General features: G+C 70.0%; 19 protein-coding genes. 8 read left to right on the forward strand and 11 right to left on the reverse strand.

What is annotated here, in order from left to right:
- Positions 1–17: 17 nt before the first annotated feature.
- Positions 18–392 carry a DUF423 domain-containing protein gene (locus D7X99_RS21870; protein ID WP_121779463.1) on the reverse strand — a complete coding sequence of 125 codons (375 nt, stop codon included), beginning with the start codon at positions 390–392 and terminating at the stop codon, positions 18–20.
- A 103-nt stretch (positions 393–495) separates the two neighbouring features.
- Between D7X99_RS21870 and D7X99_RS21875 the strand changes: the two genes are divergently transcribed.
- Positions 496–1,164, forward strand: a complete 669-nt coding sequence (locus D7X99_RS21875; protein ID WP_121779489.1) for an SET domain-containing protein — start codon at positions 496–498, stop codon at positions 1,162–1,164.
- A gap of 51 nt (positions 1,165–1,215) precedes the next feature.
- Complete coding sequence (locus D7X99_RS21880; protein WP_121779464.1) at positions 1,216–2,151, forward strand: acyl-CoA dehydrogenase family protein; 936 nt, start codon at positions 1,216–1,218, stop codon at positions 2,149–2,151.
- Between the two features lie 41 nt (positions 2,152–2,192).
- Here the strand turns inward: D7X99_RS21880 and D7X99_RS21885 are convergent, their stop codons facing one another.
- The 3 genes from D7X99_RS21885 to D7X99_RS21895 all read right to left on the reverse strand — a co-directional run bounded on the left by D7X99_RS21885 (position 2,193) and on the right by D7X99_RS21895 (position 6,621).
- A complete protein-coding gene (locus D7X99_RS21885) occupies positions 2,193–3,878 on the reverse strand; it encodes a M12 family metallopeptidase (RefSeq protein WP_233613604.1) in 1,686 nt (561 codons plus the stop codon).
- 210 nt (positions 3,879–4,088) lie between these two features.
- Complete coding sequence (locus D7X99_RS21890; RefSeq protein WP_233613605.1) at positions 4,089–5,789, reverse strand: M12 family metallopeptidase; 1,701 nt, start codon at positions 5,787–5,789, stop codon at positions 4,089–4,091.
- A 124-nt stretch (positions 5,790–5,913) separates the two neighbouring features.
- The gene (locus D7X99_RS21895; RefSeq protein WP_121779467.1) at positions 5,914–6,621 is read right to left on the reverse strand and encodes a hypothetical protein; all 708 of its coding nucleotides are present in this window, start codon (positions 6,619–6,621) and stop codon (positions 5,914–5,916) included.
- A gap of 117 nt (positions 6,622–6,738) precedes the next feature.
- Between D7X99_RS21895 and D7X99_RS21900 the strand changes: the two genes are divergently transcribed.
- Together D7X99_RS21900 and D7X99_RS21905 are read left to right on the forward strand one after the other, a co-directional pair.
- Positions 6,739–7,572: a hypothetical protein gene (locus D7X99_RS21900; protein ID WP_233613594.1), complete on the forward strand. Its 834-nt coding sequence runs from the start codon at positions 6,739–6,741 to the stop codon at positions 7,570–7,572.
- A gap of 12 nt (positions 7,573–7,584) precedes the next feature.
- On the forward strand, positions 7,585–8,895 hold the full coding sequence (locus tag D7X99_RS21905) for a M18 family aminopeptidase (protein ID WP_121779469.1): 1,311 nt from the start codon (positions 7,585–7,587) through the stop codon (positions 8,893–8,895).
- Between the two features lie 77 nt (positions 8,896–8,972).
- On the opposite strand, the gene D7X99_RS21910 is transcribed toward D7X99_RS21905, so the two are convergent.
- Positions 8,973–11,105 (reverse strand): M4 family metallopeptidase, encoded by a 2,133-nt coding sequence (locus D7X99_RS21910; protein ID WP_121779470.1) that lies wholly within the window; start codon positions 11,103–11,105, stop codon positions 8,973–8,975.
- A gap of 372 nt (positions 11,106–11,477) precedes the next feature.
- Here D7X99_RS21910 and D7X99_RS21915 point away from each other — a divergent pair, with 372 nt between their 5' ends.
- A complete protein-coding gene (locus tag D7X99_RS21915; RefSeq protein ID WP_121779471.1) occupies positions 11,478–12,062 on the forward strand; it encodes a DUF2378 family protein in 585 nt (194 codons plus the stop codon).
- 22 nt (positions 12,063–12,084) lie between these two features.
- On the opposite strand, the gene D7X99_RS21920 is transcribed toward D7X99_RS21915, so the two are convergent.
- Positions 12,085–13,098 (reverse strand): serine protease, encoded by a 1,014-nt coding sequence (locus D7X99_RS21920; RefSeq protein WP_121779490.1) that lies wholly within the window; start codon positions 13,096–13,098, stop codon positions 12,085–12,087.
- Between the two features lie 167 nt (positions 13,099–13,265).
- Here D7X99_RS21920 and uvrA point away from each other — a divergent pair, with 167 nt between their 5' ends.
- The 3 genes from uvrA (at position 13,266) to D7X99_RS21935 (ending at position 20,382) form a co-directional block, all read left to right on the forward strand.
- Positions 13,266–18,569 carry an excinuclease ABC subunit UvrA gene (uvrA, locus tag D7X99_RS21925; protein WP_121779472.1) on the forward strand — a complete coding sequence of 1,768 codons (5,304 nt, stop codon included), beginning with the start codon at positions 13,266–13,268 and terminating at the stop codon, positions 18,567–18,569.
- A gap of 34 nt (positions 18,570–18,603) precedes the next feature.
- The gene (locus tag D7X99_RS21930; RefSeq protein ID WP_169826933.1) at positions 18,604–19,164 is read left to right on the forward strand and encodes a glutathione peroxidase; all 561 of its coding nucleotides are present in this window, start codon (positions 18,604–18,606) and stop codon (positions 19,162–19,164) included.
- A gap of 84 nt (positions 19,165–19,248) precedes the next feature.
- Complete coding sequence (locus D7X99_RS21935; RefSeq protein ID WP_121779473.1) at positions 19,249–20,382, forward strand: chemotaxis protein; 1,134 nt, start codon at positions 19,249–19,251, stop codon at positions 20,380–20,382.
- A 6-nt stretch (positions 20,383–20,388) separates the two neighbouring features.
- Here D7X99_RS21935 and D7X99_RS21940 read toward each other — a convergent pair whose 3' ends face one another.
- The 5 genes from D7X99_RS21940 to D7X99_RS21960 form a co-directional block, all read right to left on the reverse strand.
- Positions 20,389–20,964 (reverse strand): DUF4136 domain-containing protein, encoded by a 576-nt coding sequence (locus tag D7X99_RS21940; RefSeq protein WP_121779491.1) that lies wholly within the window; start codon positions 20,962–20,964, stop codon positions 20,389–20,391.
- A gap of 128 nt (positions 20,965–21,092) precedes the next feature.
- Positions 21,093–21,581: a hypothetical protein gene (locus D7X99_RS21945; protein ID WP_121779492.1), complete on the reverse strand. Its 489-nt coding sequence runs from the start codon at positions 21,579–21,581 to the stop codon at positions 21,093–21,095.
- A gap of 5 nt (positions 21,582–21,586) precedes the next feature.
- A complete protein-coding gene (locus D7X99_RS44520) occupies positions 21,587–22,126 on the reverse strand; it encodes a zf-HC2 domain-containing protein (protein WP_121779474.1) in 540 nt (179 codons plus the stop codon).
- On the reverse strand, positions 22,126–22,698 hold the full coding sequence (locus D7X99_RS21955) for an RNA polymerase sigma factor (protein WP_120598028.1): 573 nt from the start codon (positions 22,696–22,698) through the stop codon (positions 22,126–22,128). The genes D7X99_RS44520 and D7X99_RS21955 overlap by 1 nt, the downstream gene beginning before the upstream one ends.
- 150 nt (positions 22,699–22,848) lie before the next feature.
- Positions 22,849–23,325 (reverse strand): peroxiredoxin, encoded by a 477-nt coding sequence (locus tag D7X99_RS21960; RefSeq protein ID WP_121754393.1) that lies wholly within the window; start codon positions 23,323–23,325, stop codon positions 22,849–22,851.
- Positions 23,326–23,428 lie beyond the last annotated feature (103 nt).

The following is a 23,428-nucleotide window of genomic DNA, read 5'->3' on the forward strand; positions in this document are numbered from 1 at the left end:
GCGGGCGGTCCGCCTCTTCACGGCGAGGTGCGCCACGCGGCCACGGCGAAGAGCGCCCAGCCGGCGAGGAAGGCCAGTCCGCCCAGCGGAGTGATGGCGCCCAGCACGCGCACGCCGGAGAGGGCCAGCGCGTACAGGCTGCCGGAGAACAGGACGATGCCCGCGAGCATCGCCCAACCCGCGGACTCCAGGAGCGCGGAGGGTCGCACCGTGCCCAGGAGCCCCACCGCCACCAGCGCGAGCGCGTGGTACATGTGGTAGCGCGCCCCGGTTTCGAAGATGACCTGCAGGTCCTGCGCGAGCCGGGCCTTCAGCGCATGCGCCCCGAAGGCGCCCGCCGCCACGGCCAGGAAAGCGTTCACCGCGCCCACCACGATCCACCACCGCATCATCGAGTGCCTTTCTTCGCGCGCTTGACTGCGGCACGCTACACCGCGCTTCACGGCAGCGTCCTGGTTGAACACGCACCCGCCCCAGCCGCGCCCATCCCCGATGATGACTTCCCCTTCCTTCCAGCCGACCCCGTCGATTCCCTTCGAGTTGCGCCAGTCCCCCATCCAGGGCACGGGCGCCTTCGCCACCCGCCGCATCCGCAAGGGCGCGCGCATCATCGAGTACATCGGTGAGCGCATCACCCAGGCCGAGGCGGACGCCCGCTACGACGACGAGTCGATGGAGCGCCACCACACGTTCCTCTTCAACCTGGACGACGACACGGTGTTGGACGCGGGGACCCTCCACAACGAGTCGCGCTACATCAACCACTCGTGCGAGCCCAACTGCCAGTCGCTCATCGACAAGGGCCGCATCCACATCTACGCGCTGCGTGCCATCGAACCGGGGGAGGAGCTGTCGTACGACTACGCGTACGAGCGCTCCCCGGAGATGGAAGCCGACGCCGAGTCGCTCTACGTCTGCCGCTGTGGCACCCCCTCCTGCCGGGGCACCATCCTCGCCCCGGAGAAGAAGGCCCCCGCGCGGCGCAAGAAGGCCGCGTCGAAGTCCAAGTCGACCTCCAAGACCGAGGCCCCGTCGAAGTCCAAGTCGACCTCCAAGTCCAAGGCCGCCAAGAAGTCGAAGGCCGCGCCGCCGGCCGCCGCGAAGAAGAAGCGGGGCACCCAGCGCGCGAAGTCTCCGGGCCGCGGCCGCCGCGCCGCGAGCTGAAGCCTCAAACGGAAGCGCGCGCGCTCCGGAGCCGGGCATTAGAGTGGAAGCGTGAAAGACGTCCTGCGCTTCCTGCTCACCGAGGCCCCTGACTTCCCGTCGCTCGACTCCGTGGAGGCCTGGTGGCGACGGCACCTCGCGGTGCTGCCGCGCTTCCAGGTGCCCGCGGACCTGGCGCTCGCCAGCGGTTTCCGGATGGACCGGATGGGGTTCGCGTTCTCCTCCGGCTATCAGGCGGCGCTGCGCTCGCTCTTCCCCCAGCTCCCGGCGGACCGGCGCGCCGCGCTCTGCGCCACGGAGACGGGCGGCGGGCACCCGAGCGCCATCGAAACGAAGCTCACGCCGAAGGGCGCGGGCTGGACGCTCGATGGCGTGAAGACCTACGTCACGCTGGGCACGCACGCGGAGGTGCTGCTGGTGGTCGCCTCCGAGGGCCGCGATGCCCAGGAGCGCAACCGCCTGCGCATGGTGCGGCTGGACGCGAGCACGCCCGGGGTGACCGTGGAGCCGCTGCCGCCGCTGGGCTTCGTGCCGGAGGTGCCGCACGCGGCGCTGCGGTTGGACGGCGTGGAGGTGGCGCCGGAGGACGTGCTGCCCGGGGATGGCTACACCCGCTACCTCAAGCCGTTCCGCACGGTGGAGGACTGCCACGTCAACCTGGCGGTGCTGGGCTGGCTGGTGAAGGTGGCCCGCCGCTGCGGCTGGCCGGTGGCGCTGCGCGAGGAGCTGGTCTCCATCGCGGTGATGATCCACGCGATTGCCCTGGAGGACCCCAGCGACCCGTCCGTGCACGTGGCGCTGGGCGGCGCGCTCGCGCAGATGCACCGCGCGCTGGAGCGCTGCGAGGTGGCCTGGGAGGGCGTGGACGTGGAGATGCGCGAGCGGTGGCAGCGCGACCGGCGCCTGCTCGACCTGGCGTCCAAGGTGCGCGCGAAGCGGCTGGAGGTCGCGCGCCAGCGGCTGGCCGGCGGCGCGGGCGACGACTGAAGCGGGGCGCTCGGGAGCGCCCCGGTCCAGAACCTCACGCCTTAGTAGAAGCGGTTGCCCTCGTTCCATCCGCTCGCGTCCGTGAACGCCGTGCTGAACGTGGAGAACGCGCTCAGGGTCGTGCCACTGGAACGCCACACGGCGAAGGTCCCCGCCGGGTCTCGCGCCAGCAGGTCGTCGAAGCCGTCCCCATTGAGGTCCATGGGGAAGTAGCGGTGGCCGAACTTCCAGCCCGCCCCATTCCTGAAGTGCGCCTCGATGCGGGGCGCGTCCTCGTTGAGCCTCGTCCCGTTCGAGCGCCAGAACTTCAGGTCTCCATTGGTGCGTCGCACCGCCAGGTCGTCACGGTGATCGCCGTTGACGTCCATCACGATGAAGCGATGGCCTTCGTCCCAGCCGCGCGCGTTGTCCAACTCGGTGGAGAACGTGTTGGAGAAGGCGAGCACCGAGCCATTGGAGCGCCACACCTCGAAGGCTCCCCAGCTGTCGCGGGTCACCAGCTCCTTCGCTCGGCGGCCCGTCGGAGAGACTGCACCGTCGACGTCCATGACGAAGAAGCGGTGGCCTTCATTCCACCCGTTGGTGTCGCTGAAGCGGGTGGTGAACGCGGCGCTGTAGGCCAGCGTCAGGCCGTTGGAGGCGTAGACCTCGAAGGCGCCATTGGCGTAGCGGGCCAGGAGGTCATCCTTCCCGTCGTCGTTGACGTCCATGACGAAGAAGCGGAGTCCCTCGTTCCAGCCGTTGGCATCCGTGAAGGCCGTGCTGGTGGTGCCGGCGAACGTGAACGTCGTGCCGTTGGACACCCAGGTGTCGAAGCCGCCAAAGGCGTTGCGCGCCAGCAGGTCGCTCTTGCCGTCGCCCGTGACGTCGGCCGCCAGGAACCGGTTGCCGTCGTTCCAGCCCGAGGCGTCGGTGTACCCGGTGGAGAAGGAGCCCGAGTAGACCAGCGCGCTGCCATTGGAGAGCCAGACGTCGAAGGTGCCATCCGCGTGCCGGGCGAGCAGGTCGTCCATGGCATCGCTGTTGATGCGCATCCGCTGGAAGGACTCACGCGCGCCAGGAAGCACGCGCACTCCGTAGAACTGCTGGACCCCCGCCCGGTCCCAGTCGCTCAGCTCGCCGTCGCCGTTGCGGAGCGGGTTGCAGTAGTTCATGACGGAGTACAAGTCCCAGGGACCCACCGTCACGTCGCCATTCGATGATTGGGCAGGGCAGGTGGGATCCGGAGGCATGTCATCCCGGTTCTGCTCATGCGCGAAGCCAAGTGCATGGCCCAGTTCATGGACAACCGTCGAGCGCACGCAGCGCTCCCGGGTGAAGCCACTCGGGCACTGCCAGCTCTGCCAGAGGTTGAAGTGGACGCCGCGTACCCGGCCCGCGAGGTGGTGCCCGAACACATCCACGCTCCCGCCAGCATCCCGGAACTCCATCCGGAGGCCCTGGTTGTTGGAGGCGTTGCAGCGGTCCCATCCCGTGAAGGTGATGAGCGCCTCCGCGCCCCAACTGTCGTCCCAGGCCTCGCGGGCCCACTGCTTCTCCTCCTCGTTCCCCGCATCCTCCCAGCACACGGGGATCGTCGTCGGGGTGGACCAGAGGGACTCGGTCACCACGTACAGCTCTTGCTTCGCGGAGGTCGTGACGACCGGAGCTGCTTCGGTAGGCGCCGTCCTTTCCGAATCGCAGCCAGCCAACGCGAACGCGAGCAGTCCAACAGACTTCGCAAACACTTGCTTCAACGGGAACTCCTTCACCACGGGGTGGGGAATGGAGTGTGTCTGGACTTGGGTCTGAAAGGCCAGATCAATTCCTCGCATGTCTGCGTATTCTCGATTCCGGGAACATTCCCAATTCTGGGAAGGAGATACCCGGAGGCGAGCCAGCCCCTGCGGGCGCTCCGGTGGCGTTTTCCACGTCACCGGGGGGCCCGGAGGGTGTGGCTAGTAGAAGCGGTTGCCCTCGTTCCAGCCGTTCGCGTCCGTGAACGGCGTGGTGAACGACGAGTAGAGGTCCACGCTCCAGCCGTCGGAACGCCACACGACGAAGTTCCCCGACGGCTCGCGCACCACGAGGTCGTCCCAGCCGTCTCCATTGAGGTCCATGGGGAAGTAGCGGTGGCCGAACTTCCAGCCCGCCCCCGACCGGAAGGGCGTCTCGAAGCGGGTCGGGTACTCGAAGATCGTCAGTCCGTTCGAGCGCAGGAACGTCAGGTCTCCATCGGAGCGTCGCGCCACCAGATCGTCGCGGTGGTCGCCGTTGACGTCCATCACGATGAAGCGATGTCCATCATCCCAGCCGCGCGCGTTGTGGAGCGGCGTGAAGAACGTGTTGGCATAGACGAGCACCGAGCCATTGGAGCGCCACACCGCGAAGTGTCCGCTTGCGTCGCGGGCCAGCAGCTCCTTCGCGCGACGGCCTGTCGTCGGAGAGAGGGCGCCGTCGATGTCCATGACGAAGAAGCGGTGGCCTTCGTTCCACCCGTTGGCATCCGTGAAGGGGGTGGTGAACGCGGCGCTGTAGGCCAGCGTCAGCCCGTTGGAGGCCCAGACCTCGAAGGCCCCGTTGCCGTAACGGGCCAGGACGTCATCCTTCCCATCGTCGTTGACGTCCATGACGAAGAAGCGGTGCCCCTCGTTCCAGCCGTTGGCGTCCGTGAGGGCGGTGCTGGTGGTACCCGCGTAGGTGAACGTCGTGCCGTTGGACACCCAGGTGTCGAAGCCACCAAAGGCATTGCGTGCCAGCAGGTCACTCTTGCCGTCGCCGGTGACGTCGGCCACCAGGAACCGGTTGCCGTCGTTCCAGCCCGAGGCGTCGGTGTACCCGGTGGAGAAGGCGCCCGAGTAGACCAGCGCGCTGCCATTGGAAAGCCAGATGTCGAAGGTCCCGTCGGCGCGGCGGGCGATGAGGTCGTCCATGGCGTCGCCGTTGATGCGCATCCGCTGGAAGGACTCACGCGCGCCAGGAAGCACGCGCGCGCCGTAGTACTGCTGGACCCCGACCCGGTCCCAGTAGCTCAGCTCGCCGTCGCCGCTGCGGATCGGATTGCAGTAGTTCATGACGGAGTCCCAATCCCAGGGACCCACCGTCGTGTCGCCCTCCGAGCCTTGGGTATCGCAGGTGGCCGACGAAGGCCTGTCATCCCGGTTCTGCTCATGCGCGAAGCCGAGCGCATGGCCCAGTTCGTGGATGACCGTTGAGCGCACGCAGCGTTTCCGCGTGAAGCCGGTCTCGCAGTCATTGCTCTCCCACGTGTTGAAGTGGACGCCGCGTTCCATGCCATGGAGGCCGAACCCCAGCTCCTCCACGCTCGCGCCTTCATCCCGGAACTCCATCCGGAGGCCATGGTTATTGGAGGAGTTGCAGCGGTTCCATCCGGTCAGGACGATGTTGGACACCGTGCCCCAGCTGTCGTCCCAGGCCTCGCGGGCCCACTGCTTTTCCTGCTCGTTCCCCGCGTCCTCCCAGCACACGGGGATCGTGTTGGGCATGGGCCAGAGGGCGTCCGTGGCCACGTACAGGGATTGCTTCGACGAGGTCGTGACGACCGGCGCTGCCTCCGGGGCCGGTCCAGGGGGCGCCGCCGTACCGGAATCACAGCCGGCCAACGCGAACGCGAACAGTCCAACAGACTTCGCAAACACTTGCTTCAACGGGAACTCCTTCACCACGGGTGGGGAATGGAGTGTGTCTGGACTTGAGCCTGGAACGCCAGCTCAAGCCCGGCACGTCAGCCATTCCCCGACCCGGGAATTCCCGGATGCCGTGTCAGTACCGCCCGCCGCCCACCGCGGAGACGAGGGCGGACAGGACGCGGTTCTCCACGCCCCAGACGGCCTTGTTCACGCCCTTCACGCCCGCGCCGCGCATGTAGTCCGTGAAGTCGTGCAGCGCGGTGGAGCGCTGCATGCGCTCGCCGCTGGCGGCGTAGAGCAGCGGCGTGTTCGGCGCGCCCGTGAGGCCCAGGTCCGGACAGGCTTCGGACAGCGCCGCCCGGTCGATGCCCGTCACCGCGGACATCATGGCCACGGTGAAGTGGTGCACCGGCAGCTCGCGCGCGTTGGGCACGCGCTCCAGCACCTTCGCGCGCGTCTTCGGGTCGGTGGCCAGCTGGGGCAGCGTCACCCGGGACATCTCCAGGATCTGCTCGTTGGTGATGTGCTTGTTGTCCAGGATGGCCCGGTCAAACAGGCTCTGCGGCGTGTCACCCTTGATGGTGATGTTCACGTCGGACATGCGCTGACGCATGGTCTGGATGGCGCGACCCACCTCCGTGTTCGCGCCCCCGCGCCAGGAACCCGGCGTCGCCTGCACCGGCGCCATCGTCGCGCGGGTCCGCGCCAGCTCCGCGCGGTTGAGCACGTCCGCGCGAGACGCCGCGGTGGCCTGGTTGGTCCGGGCAGGCTGCGCGGCCGGAGCCTGCGTGCGGGCCGGAGCGACGGAGGGAGCGGCGGAACGGTTGCGGATCTCGGTCATGGATGTGCCTTCTACCCTGGACTTCGGAGTACCGGATTATCGCAGGGAGGGCAGGGGAGTTGCCTTGCGCCCCCCCCAGCGCGTGCGTTCCGCCTACGTCCCGGTATGGTGCGCGCCATGTCCCCGCGCCTACCCACCCAGTTCGCCGATCTCCTCACTCCGAAGGGCCGACGCATTCTCGAAGGCCGAGACTCCGAGACGTGCGGCGCGCTCCTGGACCCCACGCGGCCCTTCATCGCGCTGCAGGGCGTCATCGACGTGAAGAAGGCGGCGGAAGCGCGGGACATCCTGGACGCCGCGCTGCGTGACACGCTCGTGACCATGGAGGACCCCATCCCGGAGGACTCCATCACTGGCATGGTGGAGAACTACACGGAGGCGCTGCCCAAGACGGTTCGCGTGCGGACCGCGCTGCTGGAGAGCCGGCGCTCGCGCTCGTGGCGCGCGGCGGAGGCGGTGGGGCTGAGGGCGCTCCTTCGCTCGGACACGTTCGCGGCCTTCGCGGCGACGGTGAGCGGCCGGCCGCTCAAGCGGGGCTGGGGCATCCAGGTGCTCTGCTACGGCCCGGGCGACTACACGGGCCCGCACAATGATCACCACCCGGAGGAGGCGGACGCGCGCGACGGCTACGTGGACATGCACGTGAGCCTCACCCTGCCCGCAGTGGACCACCAGTACCTCGTGTACGCGAAGGACGGGCACTTCTCCGAGCTGACCAAGGTCAGCACCGTGGGCGGCGTCACCGTGTACCGGCTGCCCTTCTGGCACTACACGACCCCGCTCGTCGCGAAGCCGGCCAGGGAGGACGCGGCGCGCCGCTGGGTGCTCCTGGGCACCTTCCTGGATGCCGCGCCCGGGACGCGCCCTTCCTCCACCGTCCTGCCGGCGGGCGCCCCTCCGCCTGTCCGGGCCGTGACAGTCGGACGTGGCACCGGGGCCGGACGGCGTTAGCGTGCCGGGCCCATGAGCCCGACTGACATCGACACGCAGGCCAACGACCTCCTCCAGTACATCGACGCGTCGCCCACGCCGTACCACGCCGTGCGAGAGACGGCGCGCCGCCTCACCGCCGCGGGCTTCCGTGAGCTGGACGAGCGCGAGTCCTGGTCGCTGAAGCCCGGCGACAAGGTCTTCGTCATCCGCGGCGACACGAGCATCGCCGCCTTCCAACTGGGCACGAAGCCCGTGGACACCACCGGCTTCCGGCTGGTGGGCTCGCACACGGACTCGCCCAACCTGCGCCTCAAGCCGAACGCGGCCGTCAACCGCCACGGCTACCAGCAGCTGGGCGTCGAAATCTACGGCGGGGTGCTGCTGCACACGTGGACGGACCGCGACCTGTCGCTCGCGGGCCGCGTGGTGGCGCTGCACAACGGCCGCCCCCAGCACCACCTGGTGGACTTCCGCCGGCCGCTCCTGCGCGTGCCCAACCTGGCCATCCACCTCAACCGCGGCGTCAACACGGAAGGGCTGAAGCTCAACCCCCAGGATCACATGGTGCCGGTGCTGGGCCTGGAGAGCGCGGGCCCCGCGGAGCTGAAGACGCTGCTGGTGGAGGAGCTGGGCCGCTCGGGCGTGAAGGCCGCCGCGGACGACCTCTTGGGCTACGACCTGTGCCTCTACGACTTGCAGCCGTCCACCCGCTCCGGCCTGCACGGCGAGTTCCTCCACGCGCCCCGCCTGGACAACCTGGCCAGCTGCCACACCGGGCTCACCGCGCTCTTGAAGGACACCGGCCCGCGCGAGGCCACGGTGGGCGTGGTGCTCTACGACCACGAGGAGTGCGGCAGCCGCAGCGCGCAGGGCGCCGCGTCGCCGTTCCTGAAGGACCTGTTGGAGCGCATCGTCCAGGCGCACTCGGATGGGCGCGCGGACGCGTTCCACCGCGCCATCCGCCGCTCGTTCCTGGTGAGCGCGGACATGGCGCACGCGGTGCACCCGAACTACTCATCCATGCACGAGCCCAAGCACCAGCCGCAGCTGGGCGGCGGCCCGGTCATCAAGTCCAACGTGAACCAGTCCTACGCGACGGACGGCGAGTCGTGGGCGCACTTCGCGGCGCTGTGCAAGGAGGCGGGCGTCACGCCCCAGCACTTCGTCACGCGCACGGACCTGGGCTGCGGCAGCACCATTGGTCCCATCTCCGCGGGACAGCTGGGCATCCGCACGGTGGACGTGGGCAACCCCATGCTGTCCATGCACTCCATCCGCGAACTGGCCGCCGCGTCCGACGTGGCCCGCATGGTGGCGGTGCTGTCTCGCTTCTTCGCCTGAGCTGCAAAAGGAAGAGGCGGGCCCGGTGGTGACACCGGACCCGCCTCGGATGTTTCAGGAAGCTTTCAGCGGAAAGACTAGTTCACGCCCACCGCGGTCCAGGCGTCCTTCACCTTCTGCACCTGGTTGGAGTCCGCGCCGTACAGGTCCGTGGCGGACTTGATGGTGGCCTCGCGGGCCTGCGCGAACGTCGTCTTCGGCGTCATGTACGTGGTGAGGGCGCGGCCGAAGATCTTCAGGCCGTCCTCCATGCCGATGCCGCCCTTCACTTCCAGGCCGGACGTCTTGTTCTTGCCGCCCTCGACCAGCAGGTAGAAGGCGTTGTTGGAGATGCCGCTGGAGCCGTGCACCTCCGTCTGCTTCGGGTAGTTCTTGTAGTTGTCGACCGAGTAGTTGTCCTTGGTCGGGTCGTTCATGTAGCGCAGGCCGTCCTCGGAGTCGCCGTTGTTCGGCGTCCACGCGGCCTCGCCCACGGTCCAGTTCCACTTGGCCTCGGGGTTGTTCTGCGCGGCGTACCACTCCACGCCCGTGCCGATGATGTCGGAGAAGGACTCGTTCAGGCCGCCGGACTCGCCGCTGTAGATGAGGCCCGCGGTGCGCTCGGTGAGGCCGTGCGCGATTTCGTGGCCCGCGATGTCCAGCGTGGTGAGCGGGCCGGACTGCTTCCCGTCGCCGTCGCCGTAGCTCATCTTCTCGCCGTCCCAGTACGCGTTCACGTAGTTGTTCTTCACGTGCACGTAGTTGACGAGCTTCTCACCGGCGCCGTCGATGGAGTCACGGCCCAGGACGTTCTTGAGGAAGTCGTAGGTCGTGGCCGCGCCGTAGTGCGCGTCGATGCCGGCCTTGGCGCGCGCCGGGTCGGTGGCCTCGCCCCACTTGTCGTTGTTGTCGGAGATCTTCGTCTGGCCGGATGCGGTGGCCTTGTTCTGCGCGTCGTAGGTCACGATGCCCTTGCCGCGCGTCGAGTCCTCCAGCGAGTACGTGCCGTCCGCTTCCTTCTTGGTCTTCAGGTCCACGTGGCCGCTGTACATCGTCAGGTCGTCCGCGGTGCCCGTGGGCGGGTTCTGCGGATCCGTCGGCGGAGGCGTGGTCTCCTTCGCGGTGATGTTCAGGCTCCAGTTGTTCAGGGTGCCCGTGTCACGCGCGGCCTTGTCCTCGACGGTGATGGTCCACTCGCCCTTGGTGCTCTCGCCCTTGAAGGCCTCCGAGAGGTCGAACGAGCCCGCGATGTCGTCCTTGGAGCCGCCCTTGCGGTCCTGCAGCACGGCGGACTTGCCGGAGGGGCTGGTCACGGTGACCTTCAGGTCGCCGCTCCAGGTGTGCTTGATGTTCAGGTCCACGGACAGCTTGTCGACCGTGACGCCGTCCGGGATGTTGATCTTGGACTGGACCTGGCCCTTGTCCGGGATGGCGACGTTCGGGCTGGCCGTGCCGTTGACCTGGAGCTGCGCCGCGGCGGACTTCGACCAGCCGCCGATCTTGTTGAAGCTCTCCAGCACCTTCCCCGTGTTGGCGTCGATGACGTAGTTCTGCTTCTTGGGCTTCTCCTGCCCGGCGATCTGCGTCACTTCCACCTGGTAGGCGGAGTGGTACTTGCCTTCCGCGTCCTGGTAGATGACGCGCTCGGAAGAGGGCTGCTTGTCGGCCTTGCCGCCCAGCTCCTTCTTCGCGATGTCGATGGCCTGCTGCGGGGCCAGCTTCGGCTTCTGGGTCCCCAGGCCCGCGGGGATGGGGTTCTGCTCACCGGTGACGCTGGACACCTTGCCGTCCGTGCCCAGGTGGCTGATCAGCTGCTCGCCGAAGACCTTCACGCCTTCGTGAACGCGGTCCAGGCGGACGTGGGTCATGCCCAGCTCGTCGACCTCCACGCTCTTGGGGGCCAGCGTCGGGCCGGCCTTGTTCGCGGCCAGCAGCGACGAGGCGGTCATCGGCGGGGTCAGGGCCTTCAGGGACGTCTGGATGGCCTGCTGCGCCTCCTTGCTGTCCAGCGCGAGGCGGCCGGTCTGTGCGCCCGTGGCCTCCGTGGTGGACGCCTGCGACGTCGCCTTGGCGGCGGCCGTGGGCTGCGCGCCAGCGGCGGCGCCAGTGCGGGAGACGGACTCGAAGCCGTCCTTCACGCGAAGGACGTTCTTGGCCTTCGCCGGCGCGGAGGTGTCGGTGGTGGGACGGAGAGAAACGGGCGTCGAACCTTCGGTGCGGCGAATGGTCATGGATCACTCACGCTGCAAGGGGGATGAACAATTCTCGCACGATGAACACCGAGAGTTTCCGATGGGTTGAAGAAGTTAACGCGGCAGCCCAGCAATCAAGGGATAGCGCCAGTGGACTTCCTGTGAATTCAACGGTTGACACTGAAATTTTGCTTTCAGTGGGGGTCCACTGTGACCCAAATTCCTGAAATCCCCGACGCGAGACGTCATGGATCAGCGCGGGCCGGGCGGTAAATTCCGGAAGAAATAGTTGGAAAAGTCCACAGTAGCGGCAACCAGGCGAGCAGGCCGGGCGCGTGGAGGCTGATACAATGAGACACGGTTTCCCGGCCGGGTGGGTGCGGGGGCTGGACCCTGGGGGGGTTACAAGACATGGAGCCGTGGATTCATCCGGAGACGCGGGAGGCCCCTGGCCTGCCGCTGCTGATGGTGCGGGTGCCGCGCCGGAGCTTCGAAGGGCTGTTCGAGCACGCGCTGAGGCCGTCGGGTCCGTTCGCGCAGGCGCTGCGGGACGTGGGCTACGACCCGGACACGGTGGAGGAGCGCCTTCCTCTAGAGGTGTGGCGCGCGTCGCTGGCGGTGGCGCGGCGGCATGCGTGCCCGGGCCTTCCGAGCGAGGACGCCAACCGCGTGCTGGGCACCCACTATGTGGAGGGTTTCGCGCAGACGCTGGTGGGGCGCATCTTCGCGGCGGCGGCGCCGCTGCTGGGGGTGGAGCGGTGCCTGGCGCGGCTGCCCACGTACCTGCGCGCGGGCCGCGAGGACATGAAGCTGATGCTGGAGCCGGTGCGCGCGCGAGAGTGGCGGGCGCGCGTGGTGGACGCGGATCCGCTGCCGGACTTCGTGGCGGGCGTGATGGAGCAGGTGCTGCGCCGCACGCGGGTGCTGCCGCGCGTGGACGTGCTGGAGCGCGCCGAGCACACCTATTCGCTGCGGATCCGCTGGGACGAGGCCTGAGCGGTCCGCGCGTCCCCCGCCGCTAGTTGAGGTACGTCTTCGGCGGGGGGCGCTTGTTGGCGGGGGTGAGTGGGGCCGGGCGCGCCTGACGCCACCGGCCGATGACGTCCATCAACCCGTCGAACGTGTCGCGCAGGGCCCAGGCGCGGTCCTCCACGTCCTTCAGGCCCTCGCAGCGCAAGAGGCCGTCGCGCAGCGCGCGCTGGACGCCGGGGCAGTCGTCGCGCTCGTCGATGAGCTGTTCGGCGGTGTGCGCGTAGAGCCGGTAGCAGCCCTCCACGTCGCCCCGGTTGTAGGCGGGGGCGCCCACGTTGATGGCCTGGCTCAGCAGCGAGCCCACGGACTCCACGGCTGGCGTCGCGCAGCCCTCCAGCAGGCCCACGGGATGCTGCGGCACCTGGCGCACGCGGGTGGCGCGCTGCCGGGGCGCGTCCAACGCGGACAGCGGGCGGGGCGGGCCGGGCGTCTTGAGGAGTGGCGCGATGTAGCGCACCGGGATGACCAGCCCCAGCGCGCGGCCGTTGGCGAGCGCCGCGGTGGCCAGCCCCACCACCTGCCCCCGCGCGTCCAGCACCGGCGAGCCCGACGCGTCCTCGGGCAGCGTGCGGGACAATTCCAGCAGGGTGAGCCATTCGCCCAGCACCTGCACCGCGCGGACCTCCAGGGTGCGCGCTTCCGGGGAACGGTCCGCGTGGGCCTGGACGACGTTCAGGGCCTCGCCTTCCGAGGGCAGCGTGGCCGGGCCCAGCGAGAGGGCGGGCACCAGGTCCGGAACGGACAGGCACAGGACGGCCAGGTCGCGGCGCTCGTCCACGGCCGCCACCTGGACCACGGAGGAGCGCAGGCCGTCCGGCAGCACGGCGGTGATGGCGCGCGCGCTGGCCACCGCGTGGAGGCTGGTGACGACGTGGCCTTCGGAGGAGACGACGAAGCCCGTGGCGGTGTGGCCGCCCAGGTCCAGCAACACCAGGGAGGCACTCGTGCGCCGAAGGGCCTCTTCGGCCCGCGCACGGCGTGCCTGGACGTCGTCGGACATGGCCACCCCCGTTCGGCCGGCATTCCCACGGGATGCGTTCCATGTGACCGGCTGCATCACGTTGTATCAGCCTGCCCGCTCCCCACCCAACCCATCCGGGTGGGGCGATGTTGGCCGTCACGTTGTGATTGGCGCGCGAGTGTCCGGTCGTTAAACCTCCGGCCGGCATGCACAAGACCCACCTCGTCGGCGCCCGCACCCACAACCTCAAGGATTTGTCCGTCGATCTCTCCGAAGGGGAGTTCGTCTGCGTCACCGGCGTGTCCGGAGGCGGCAAATCGAGCCTCGCGCTGGACACGCTCTACGCGGAAGGTCAGCGCCGGTTCGTGGAGAGCTTCAGCCCGTACGCCCGGCAGTTCCTCGAGCGGCTGGAGCGGCCGCCCATGGACGCGCTGGAGCCGGTGGCCGCGGGCGTCGCGGTGGACCGGCGCGCGCCGGTGAAGAGCTCGCGCTCCACGGTGGCCACGCTGGCGGACGTGGAGCCGTACCTGTCCGCGCTCTTCACCCGCGAGGCGATGCCGGTGTGTCCGGACTGTGGCCTGGAGGCGGTGCGCACCGACGCGCGCGTGGCCGCCCGGGCGGCCCTTCGTGAGCACCCGGACGCGCAGGGCGTCTTCACGTACCCGGTGCGCATCCCCGACACGTCCGCGTTCATCGACGCGCGGGCCCGCCTGCTGAAGGACGGCTACCACCGGCTGATGGTGCAGGGGGAAGTGAAGGAGCTGGAGACGCTCAAGCCGGGCGAGGCCACCGACCCCGCGGGCGTGGCCCAGGTGGTGGTGGACCGGGTGAAGCTGACGGACGCGAACCTGTCCCGCGTCACCCAGGCGCTGGAGGACGCGTGGGCGCGCGCGGATGGAGAGGCGCTGCTCTTCCTGCCGGAGACCGCACCCAAGAAGCTGCGCCGGGGCCTGGTGTGTCCCAAGTGCGCGCGTGAGTTCGAGGTCGCCCGGCCGGGCCTCTTCAGCTACCAGAGCCCGGTGGGCGCGTGCGCGCCGTGCCGCGGCTTCGGGCGCACCATCGGCATCGACTGGGGGAAGGTGATCCCCAACCCGGCGCTGAGCCTGGCGGAGGGCGCCATCCGCCCGTGGTCCGGCCAGTCCACCACCTGGGAGCGGGAGATGCTCCAGCGCTTCTGCAAGCAGAAGGGCATCCCCTTCGACAAGCCGTGGGAGAAGCTCACCGCCGCCCAGCGCGAGGCGGTGCTCCAGGGCGAGGGTGACTACGACGGCGGCCGCGTCTACCCGGGCGTGCGCGCGTGGTTCCGGTGGATGGAGGGCCGCACTTACAAGATGCACGTGCGCGTGTTGCTGGCCCGGTATCGCGCGTACTCGCTCTGCGAGAGCTGTCACGGCGCGCGCCTCAACGAGCAGGCCCGCGCGTGGCGCGTGGGCGGCATTGACCTGCCGGCCTGGCACGGGCTGGAGCTGACGGACGCGCTGGCCCGGCTGGACGGGTTGAAGACGCTCACGGGGCAGGGTGACCTGGCGCGGCGGGAGCTGTCCGCGCGCCTGCGCTATCTCCAGCGCGTGGGCCTGGGCTACCTCACGCTGGACCGGCCCGCGCGCACGCTGTCGGGCGGCGAGGCGCAGCGCGTGTCGCTGACCGCGGCGCTGGGCACGTCGCTGACGGGCGCGCTCTTCGTGTTGGACGAGCCCACCGTGGGCCTGCACCCGGGGGACGTGCCGCCGCTCACGGAGGCCATCGCGGAGCTGGCGGACCGGGGCAACATCGCGCTGGTCATCGAGCATGATCCGCTGATCATCCGCTCCGCGCACCGCGTGTTGGAGCTGGGCCCGGGCGCGGGACGCCAGGGCGGTAGGCTGTGCTTCGATGGCACCCCGGAGGCGCTGGCGAAGCGTCAGGACCTGCCCACCGGCCGCATGCTGTCCGGGGGCACGGAGGCGCCGCGCACGCCGCGCACCCGCACGGGCGAGCTGGTCATCCGCGAAGCTCGCGAGCACAACCTGAAGGACGTGTCCGTGCGCGTGCCGCTGGGCGTGCTGTGCGCCATCACCGGCCCCAGCGGCTCCGGCAAGAGCACGCTGATGGACGAGGTGCTCTACCGGCACCTGGCGCGCGGGCTGGGCGTGAAGGACGTGGAGGCCCCCGGCGACGTGGCGGCGGTGGAGGGCGGGGCGCAGGTGGAGGCCATCACCTTCGTGGACCAGTCCCCCCTGGGGCGCACGTCGCGCGGCAACGCGGCCACGTACACCAAGGCGTGGGACCGGCTGCGCGAGCGCTTCGCCTCGGAGCCCGACGCGGAGGCGCGGGGCCTGACCTCCGCGCACTTCTCCTTCAACGTGGACAAGGGCCGCTGCGAGGCCTGCTCGGGTGAAGGCTACGAGACGGTGGAGATGCAGTTCCTCGCGGACGTGGCCCTGCTGTGCGCGGTGTGCCGGGGCCGGCGCTTCAAGGAGGAGGTGCTCGCCGTCCGGCACCAGGGCTTCAGCGTGGCGCAGGTGCTGGAGATGACGGTGGACGAGGTACTCCAGCACTTCGGCGACGACTCCGCGCTCAAGCGCACCCTGGGGCCGGCGCAGCGGCTGGGCCTTGGCTACCTGCCCCTGGGCCAGCCCCTGTCCACGCTGTCCGGCGGCGAGGCGCAGCGGCTGAAGCTGGCGCGCGCGCTGGCCAGCGACGCGAAGGGCACGCTGTTCCTCATCGACGAGCCGAGCGCCGGCCTCCACGCGGAGGACGTGCGCCATGTGATGGCGTCGCTGCACGCGCTGGTGGACCGGGGCGCGAGCGTGCTCGTGGTGGACCACGACGTGTCGGTGATGAAGGGCTCGGATTGGATCATCGACCTGGGGCCCAAGGGCGGCCGGGACGGTGGCCGGCTGGTGGCGGAGGGCACGCCGTTGGATGTGGCGAAGGCGCAGGGCAGCGCCACCGCCGCCGCGCTCCGGGGCGAGGGCAAGCCGCTGGCGAAGGCGGTGAAGCTGCGCCGCTCGGGGAAGGAGGCGCCGCCCGCCATCGAGGTGGAGCACGCGCGCGAGCACAACCTCAAGGACGTGTCGTGCCGGATTCCCCTGGGGAAGATGACGGTGGTGACGGGGCCCAGCGGCTCCGGCAAGAGCTCGCTGGTGTTCGACGTCGTCTTCGCGGAAGGTCAGCGCCGCTTCCTGGAGACGCTGACGCCGTACGCCCGGCAGTTCCTGCCCACGCTGCCGCGTCCGGACGTGGAGCGCATCAGCAGCATCCCGCCCACCGTGGCGCTGGAGCAGCGCACGTCGCGCGCGGGGTCCACCAGCACGGTGGCCACCGTCACGGAGGTGGCCCACTACCTGCGGCTCATGTACGCGAAGATTGGCGAGCCGCACTGCCCGCATGACGACACGCCCATCGGCGCCACCACGCCGGCCGCGCTCTACGCGCAGGTGCTGGCGACGAAGGGCGACGGTCAGGTGCTGGCGCCGGCGGTGCGCTCGCGCAAGGGCACGTACCTGGACGTCTTCACCGCGGCGGCTCGCGGGGGCATCACCCAGGCCATCGTCGACGGAGAGCTGGCGTCCACGGACAACCCGCCGCGCCTGGCGAAGACGAAGGAGCACGACATCGACCTCGTGATGTACGAGGGCAAGCTCGCGAAGCTGCCGCGCGAGCTGTTCGAGTCCTCGCTCAACTGGGGCAAGGGCGCGGTGAAGCTGCGCACGGGCAAGGCGGAGACGCTCCTGTCCAGCGAGCGCACCTGCCCGAAGTGCGGCACCGCCGTGCCGGAGTTGGATCCGCGCTGGTTCTCCTTCAACACGAAGCAGGGCCGCTGCGAGTCGTGCGAGGGCACCGGCGTGCAGGGTGGCCCCTCCGCCATGGCCGAGGGCGAGACGGCCCCGTGCCGTACGTGCGAGGGCACCCGCCTGTCCCCGGTGCCGCGCGCGGTTCGGCTGGAGGGCGCGCGCTACCACGAGGTGGTGCAGACGTCGGTGACGGCCACGCTCGCGCGTGTGCGCACCTGGAAGCTCAAGGGCGACCGGGCGCTCTTGGGCGAGACGGCGCGGCAGGAGATGCTGCGGCGCCTGGAGTTCCTGGAGCGCGTGGGCCTGGGCTACCTGTCCCTGGACCGCAACGCCGCCACGCTGTCCGGCGGTGAGATGCAGCGGCTGCGGCTGTCCGCGCAGTTGGGCGCGGGCCTCACCGGCGCGATGTACGTGCTGGATGAGCCCACCATCGGCCTGCACCCGCGCGACACGCACCGGCTGCTCGACAACCTGCGCGCGCTGGTGGAGACGGGCTCCACGGTGCTGGTGGTGGAGCATGACTCGGACACCATCCGCGCCGCGGACCACCTGTTGGACCTGGGGCCCACGGGCGGCCGGGGCGGTGGCCACATCCTGGCGGAGGGCACGCCGGACGTGGTGCTGGAGTCGGACTCGCCCACCGCGCAGGCCCTCCGGGCCGCGCAGGTGCGGCCTCCGTCCGGCAGGGGTGAGCCGAAGGCCTGGGTGGAACTGAAGGGCGCTCGCGCGAACAACCTCCAGCGCGTGGACCTCAAGCTTCCGGTGGGGCGGCTCAACGTCGTCTCCGGCGTGTCGGGCTCCGGCAAGAGCACGCTCATCCGGCAGGTGCTGTTCCCGGCGCTGCGCGACAAGCTGGGGCTCGTCACGTCAAAGGCCGGCGCGTTCGACGCGCTCAAGGGCACGGAGTCCATCAAGCGGGTGCTGTCGGTGGACCAGTCGCCCATCGGGCGCACGCCGCGCTCGGTGCCGGCGACGTTCCTGGGCATCTGGGACGAACTGCGCCGCGTGTTCGCGGCCACGCCGGAAGCGAAGATTCGCGGCTTCGGACCCGCGCGCTTCTCCTTCAACACGGCGGCGGGTGGCCGCTGCAAGGTGTGTGAAGGGCAGGGCGCCATCTCCCACGAGATGTCCTTCCTGCCGGACGTCGTCACGCCGTGCGAGGCCTGCAACGGGGCGCGCTTCGACGCCGCCACGCTGGAGGTGCGCTACCACGGGCTCACCGTGGGCGACGTGCTGCGCCTGTCCGCGGACGAGGCCAAGGACGTCTTCCGCGCGCTGCCCAAGGTCGCCGCGCCGCTGGAGTGCCTGGCGGACCTGGGCGTGGGCTACCTGCAACTGGGACAGGGCTCCAACACCCTGTCCGGCGGTGAGGCGCAGCGGCTCAAGCTGGCCGCGGAGCTGACGGCCACCTCCCGCCACGAGCCCACGCTGTACGTGCTGGACGAGCCCACCACCGGCCTGCACCTGGGCGACGTGGAGAAACTCATCACCTTCATGGGCCGGCTGGTGGACCGGGGCGACACGCTGGTCGTGATTGAGCACCACCCGTCGGTCATCGCCGCGGGGGACCATGTGGTGGAGCTGGGGCCGGAGGGCGGCGAGGGCGGAGGCCGCATCGTGGGCGAAGGCACGCCTCGCGAGGTCGCGAAGCTCAAGACGCCCACGGGGCGTGTGCTCAAGTCGGTTTTTTCCACTGAAGAACCCAAGGCGCGCGTCGCCTCACGGGGACGGTGAATCCATGCGCTCCTTCCGGCATCCTGCGCCCGCCATGAGAACTTCCCTGCTGTTCACCGTCGCGACGGTGCTCTCCCTCTCCACGGTGGCCTCCGCCGCGGACAAGACCGAGAAGAAAACCATGTCCTTCCACCAGCTCTCCGCCAACCGGCTCGACGGCAAGCCCGAGAAGCTGTCGGACTTCCAGGGCAAGGTCGCCCTCGTCGTGAACACCGCGTCCGAGTGCGGCTACACGCCGCAGTACAAGGGCCTCCAGGCGCTCTCCGACAGCTACAAGGACAAGGGCGTGGTCGTCCTCGGCTTCCCGTCCAACGACTTCGGCGGCCAGGAGCCGGGCACCTCCGAGCAGATCGCCAAGTTCTGCGAGCTGCGCTTCAAGGTCTCCTTCCCCATGTTCGAGAAGGTGAAGACGAAGGGCGAGGGCCAGTCCCCCGTCTACGCGTTCCTCGCCAAGGACCATGGCGAGCCCAAGTGGAACTTCCACAAGTACGTGGTGGGCAAGGACGGCCAGGTGAAAGCCGCCTTCCCCAGCAGCGTCACGCCGGACAGCCCGGAGCTGAAGGCCGCCATCGACAAGGCGCTCGCGGAGAAGTGACGGGCGTCTGACGCCCGACGTTGGCTCCGCCCCCGGGGACTGCTCGGCGGCGGGGCAGGGCGTGCGCAGCTTGGGTCCCGGCCCATGGCTCCGGCTCTCTTCCCCGTACGCGTCGTGACCGTGGTGCTGCTCGCAGTGCTGTGCGGTGGATGCGCGACGCTGGAGCCACGGCGCTCGGAGCTGACCACGCTCGTGGGCCGGTCCGACCTGTCCGTGGCGGCGATGCGCACGCGGGTGCGCGACCTGGCCCGGCGCTTCTCCGGACTCATCGAAGCCCTGGCGGACGACCTGGCCGTGCGCTCCGGTTCACCGCGAGTGGCCTCGGCCATGTTGCGCTTCAAGGCCAACGCAGTGCCCGCCGTGCAGAGCGCGCTCTTCCAGCCGGATCCGGTGGCCGCCCTCATCGACACCTGGGCCCTGCTGGCCCAGATCGAGGAGTCGCTCCCGCGCACCGCCGTGGACTCCTCGCCGGAGCTGCTGGCGGACGCCCATGCCTCGCTGGTGGCGATGGAGTCGGAAGTGGAGGCCGAGTGGCTCGTGGTCACCGGCCGCGCGGACGCGACCGAGACCCGCGACAAGGTGCACGCCTGGGCCGCGGCGCATCCGTTGACGGGGCCGCTCGTCACGCGCGTGTCCACCACGGCCCTGCTGGCCTCCCTCACGGATGTGACGGGCGGAGGACTGCGCGCCACGGCCGCCGGACTCGTCGAGGACACACGCGACCTCACCGCGCGCGTGGACCTCTACGCGACCAGCCTGCCCCGTCAGGCGCGCTGGCAGGCGGAGCTGGTCGCGACGGATGCCCTGCATGCCCCCACCGTCCAGGGCGCGCTGGCGGAGCTGGGCCGCACGGTGGACCTGCTGGACCGCGTGGGCGCGCTGGCCGCGAACTCGCCCGCGCTCATCGAACGCGAGCGCCGCGCGGTGCTGGACGCGGTGCACGCCGAACGCCTGGGACTCCAGGAGTTCGTCAACGGCGAGCGGCAGGCGGTGTTCGCGGACGTGGGGCGGGAGCGGCAGGCGTTGGTGGACGCGCTGCACGCCGAGCGCGTGGCCGCGCTCCAGCAACTGGACGGACTGGCGCGCGGCTGGGTGGACCACGCGTTCGACCGGCTGGGCCCGCTGGTGGACCGCGTGTTCCTCTGGCTCACGCTGTTGGCGGTGCTGCTGGGCGTGGGAGGCCTGCTGCTCACGCGGGCGTGGCGGCGCGCTCGCTGAGCGCGCCTACTTCTTCTCCTTCGGCTCGGGCGGGAAGTCCTTCAGCATCTTCTGCACGCCTTTTTCAATCTTGCCGCTTTTGGTCTGGGCGCTCGGGCTTTCGCCGATGTCCGACTGGGCCGTGCCGCGCCAGACGAGCTTCTTCTCCTTCGCGTCCACCACGTCGAGGATGAGCGTGCCCACGTCGTACTGGCGCACGTACGTCTCCGAAGGCCCGTAGTACGAACCCCAGAACGGATCCCACGGGTAGCCCCAGTAGTTGTCCACCGTATCCGCGGACAGCCGCGTGTTGATGGCGCCCTGCCAGCCGATGAGGAAGTCCGGGTTCGCGCTCGCGTCCACCTTCTGGTAGCCGCGGGCCTGGAGGTCCTGGTCCACCGCCCCGGTCACCTGGCTATTGGTGATGTCGTTGTTGATGCGCGTGTCTTTCGTCTGCTGCGAATGCGTCAGCCACGCATAGGTGTGGAACTGGTTGATGCGCTGGACGGCGGCGGGGTCGTAGTTGGTGTTGACATCGACGCCCGCGCAGGACGCGAGCCCAAGGCCCACGAGCACGGGAAGAACACGGGACAGCAGACGCATGGCGGACTCCATGAGGAGAAGCGCGTCCCTTGGGGAGGGACACGGTCAATGCCATGACGTTGGGTATGGCCCCCGGGGAGGTCCGTCCGTGTCCGCCCGTTCGCCTCGGACTTGCGGGAGGGGCGTCCTCAGTCGCCGCGCGATTCCTTCGGCCCCTTGGCCTTCATCCCCTTCATGCCCTCGGAGCGGGCCATGACCACGGCCAGCCGCGCGCGCTTCTCCGGGGTCAGGTCCTTGGCGAGCGCCTGGTACAGGTCCCGGTCCAGCGCGGCGATCTGCGCCCGGGCGTCGAAGACCTTCTGCGCCGCCGCGTCCACCTGACCCAGGGCCGCGCTGTCGCCTCGCGACGCCAGATGGAGGATGCGCGCCGAGTCCCGCACCTGCTCGCGCAGCGGGCGGCGCCGGTCCTCGAAGCGGCGCAGCGTCTCATCCATCTTCAGGGCCTGCGCGCTGTCCAGCTCCAGCGTGTCCGCCAGCTCCAGCACCTGCCGCAGCCGCTGCCGCTGCTCGGCCCGGGCCATGCGGTCGGTGTCACGCGCCCCCGGCCCCTTCGGCCCGGGCTGCGCCAGCGCCATCACCGGCAGCGCGAACACGAGCGCCCAGGTCATCCGCTTCATCGTCTTCACAGTGTCTCTCCCAGGTCGAAGTCCCCGTCCAGGTCGGAGTCGTCCCACGTCAGGTCCTCGTCCAGGCCGTACCCCGAGCCGTCATCCTCCAGCGGATCCAACCCGGCCCACGCCTCGAAGGCGGCCAGCGTCTCCGCGTCCACGTCATCGCGGGCGCTCGCGGACTGCACGGTGCCCGGCGTCGTCACCGGGTGGGGCGCCTTGAGCCGCTCCAGCGCGGACGGCCCCAGCATCAGCGCCACCACCGCCGCCACGGCCGCGAGCGAACCCAGCGCCCGGCGGCCCATGCCCCGGCGCGTCTGCTCACGGCGCCACGCCGCCAAGGTCCTGGAACCCAGGCCATCCTGCGCGCGCACCTCCACGGGCGTCTGGGGCGGCAGCGCCACCTGGCCCAGGACTTCGCGCGCGGAGGCCACCTCCGCCTGGCAGGCCGCGCAGGACTCCAGGTGGGCCTGGAAGCGCGCGGCCTCCTCGCCCTCCAGCGCCTCCGCGGCGTGGAGGCTCGCCTGCTCCTCGTATTCCACGCACGCACCCATCACTGCGTCTCCCCGGCCACGTCGGCCTTCAAGCGTTTCACCGCGTGGTGGAACTGCACCTTCGCGTTGTTCTCCGTGATGCCCAGCGTCTCGGCGATGTCCTTGAACGGCAGTCCACCGTCCACCCGCAGCGTCAGCACCTCGCGCTGACGGCGGGGCAGGGCGAGCACCGCCTGGCGCACCCGTTGGCCCTGCTGGGTGCGCTCCAGCGACGCGTCCGCGCCCTCGCTCAGGTCCGCCGCCAGGTCATCCGTCACCGACTCCACCAGCACCGGCCGCCACCGCAGCCCCTGGCGCGCGTGGTTCTTGGCCAGGTTGAGCGCCACCCGCACCAGCCACGAACGGAACGGTGTGGGCGTGGTGGGCGTGAAGCGCGCGAACACCCGCCGGGACGCTTCCAGGGCCCGGAGGAACGCCTGCTGCGTCAGGTCCGCCGCGTCCTCCGCGCTCACGGTGTAGCGGCGCATCAGCGAGAAGACGAGGCCCCGGTGCCGTTCGAAGAGCTGGCCGAACGCCGTCGCGTCCCCCGCGAGGAAGGCCCCACACAGGGCTTCATCCGAGAGAGCGCTCACGGCCCCACCGGGCCGCACCAGTCCTAGGACCCGTCCGCTCACAGGGGCTTGAACCCTCCAGGGGCCGGAAGGTTATTTTCCGGCCCGTTTTTCGCCTCCCGGGACGTGTGCAAGACGTCCGGTACCGGGCAGGCGGGCGGGCGCAAGGCCTCAGGCCGAGGCGGTGTTGCTGCCCGGGGTGGGGTGGGCCTGGAGGTACTTCAGCACGTCGTCCAGGTGGCGGTAGACGCGCACCTCATGGTGGATGACGTGTTCGACGACGCCGTCCGCGCCGACGATGAAGGTGACGCGCCGGTCGATGTTGAGGACCGGCCACAGCACGCCCCAGGCGCGGCTGATCCGCCGCTCGTCGTCTCCCAGGAGGGCGAAGTGGATGCCCTCCTGTTCGGCGAAGTCGCACTGGGTGGTGAGCGTGTCCACGGAGACGCCGACGAGCTCCGCGCCCAGCTCGCGGATCCGCTCGTGGTTGTCCCTGAAGGCCCGGTTCTCGATGGTGCAGCCCACGGTGAAGGCGCGGGGGAAGAAGAAGAGCACGACGCGCCGGCCTCGCAGCTCCGACAATCGAACGGTCTGCCCGTGGCAGTCGGTCGCGGCGAAGTCCGGTGCGAGTTCTCCGACGGCAATCATTCGATGCGCGCTCCAGCCCGATACAGCGGGGGTTGCCCTTCCCCTACCACGTTTTCCCCGTCATCCCACGCCGCGCCGCGCCGGGGGTCCGCTAAGGTGCCCC

It is taken from the genome of Corallococcus sp. AB032C, from assembly GCF_003668935.1.
In the GTDB taxonomy this organism is placed as follows: Bacteria; Myxococcota; Myxococcia; order Myxococcales; family Myxococcaceae; genus Corallococcus; species Corallococcus exiguus.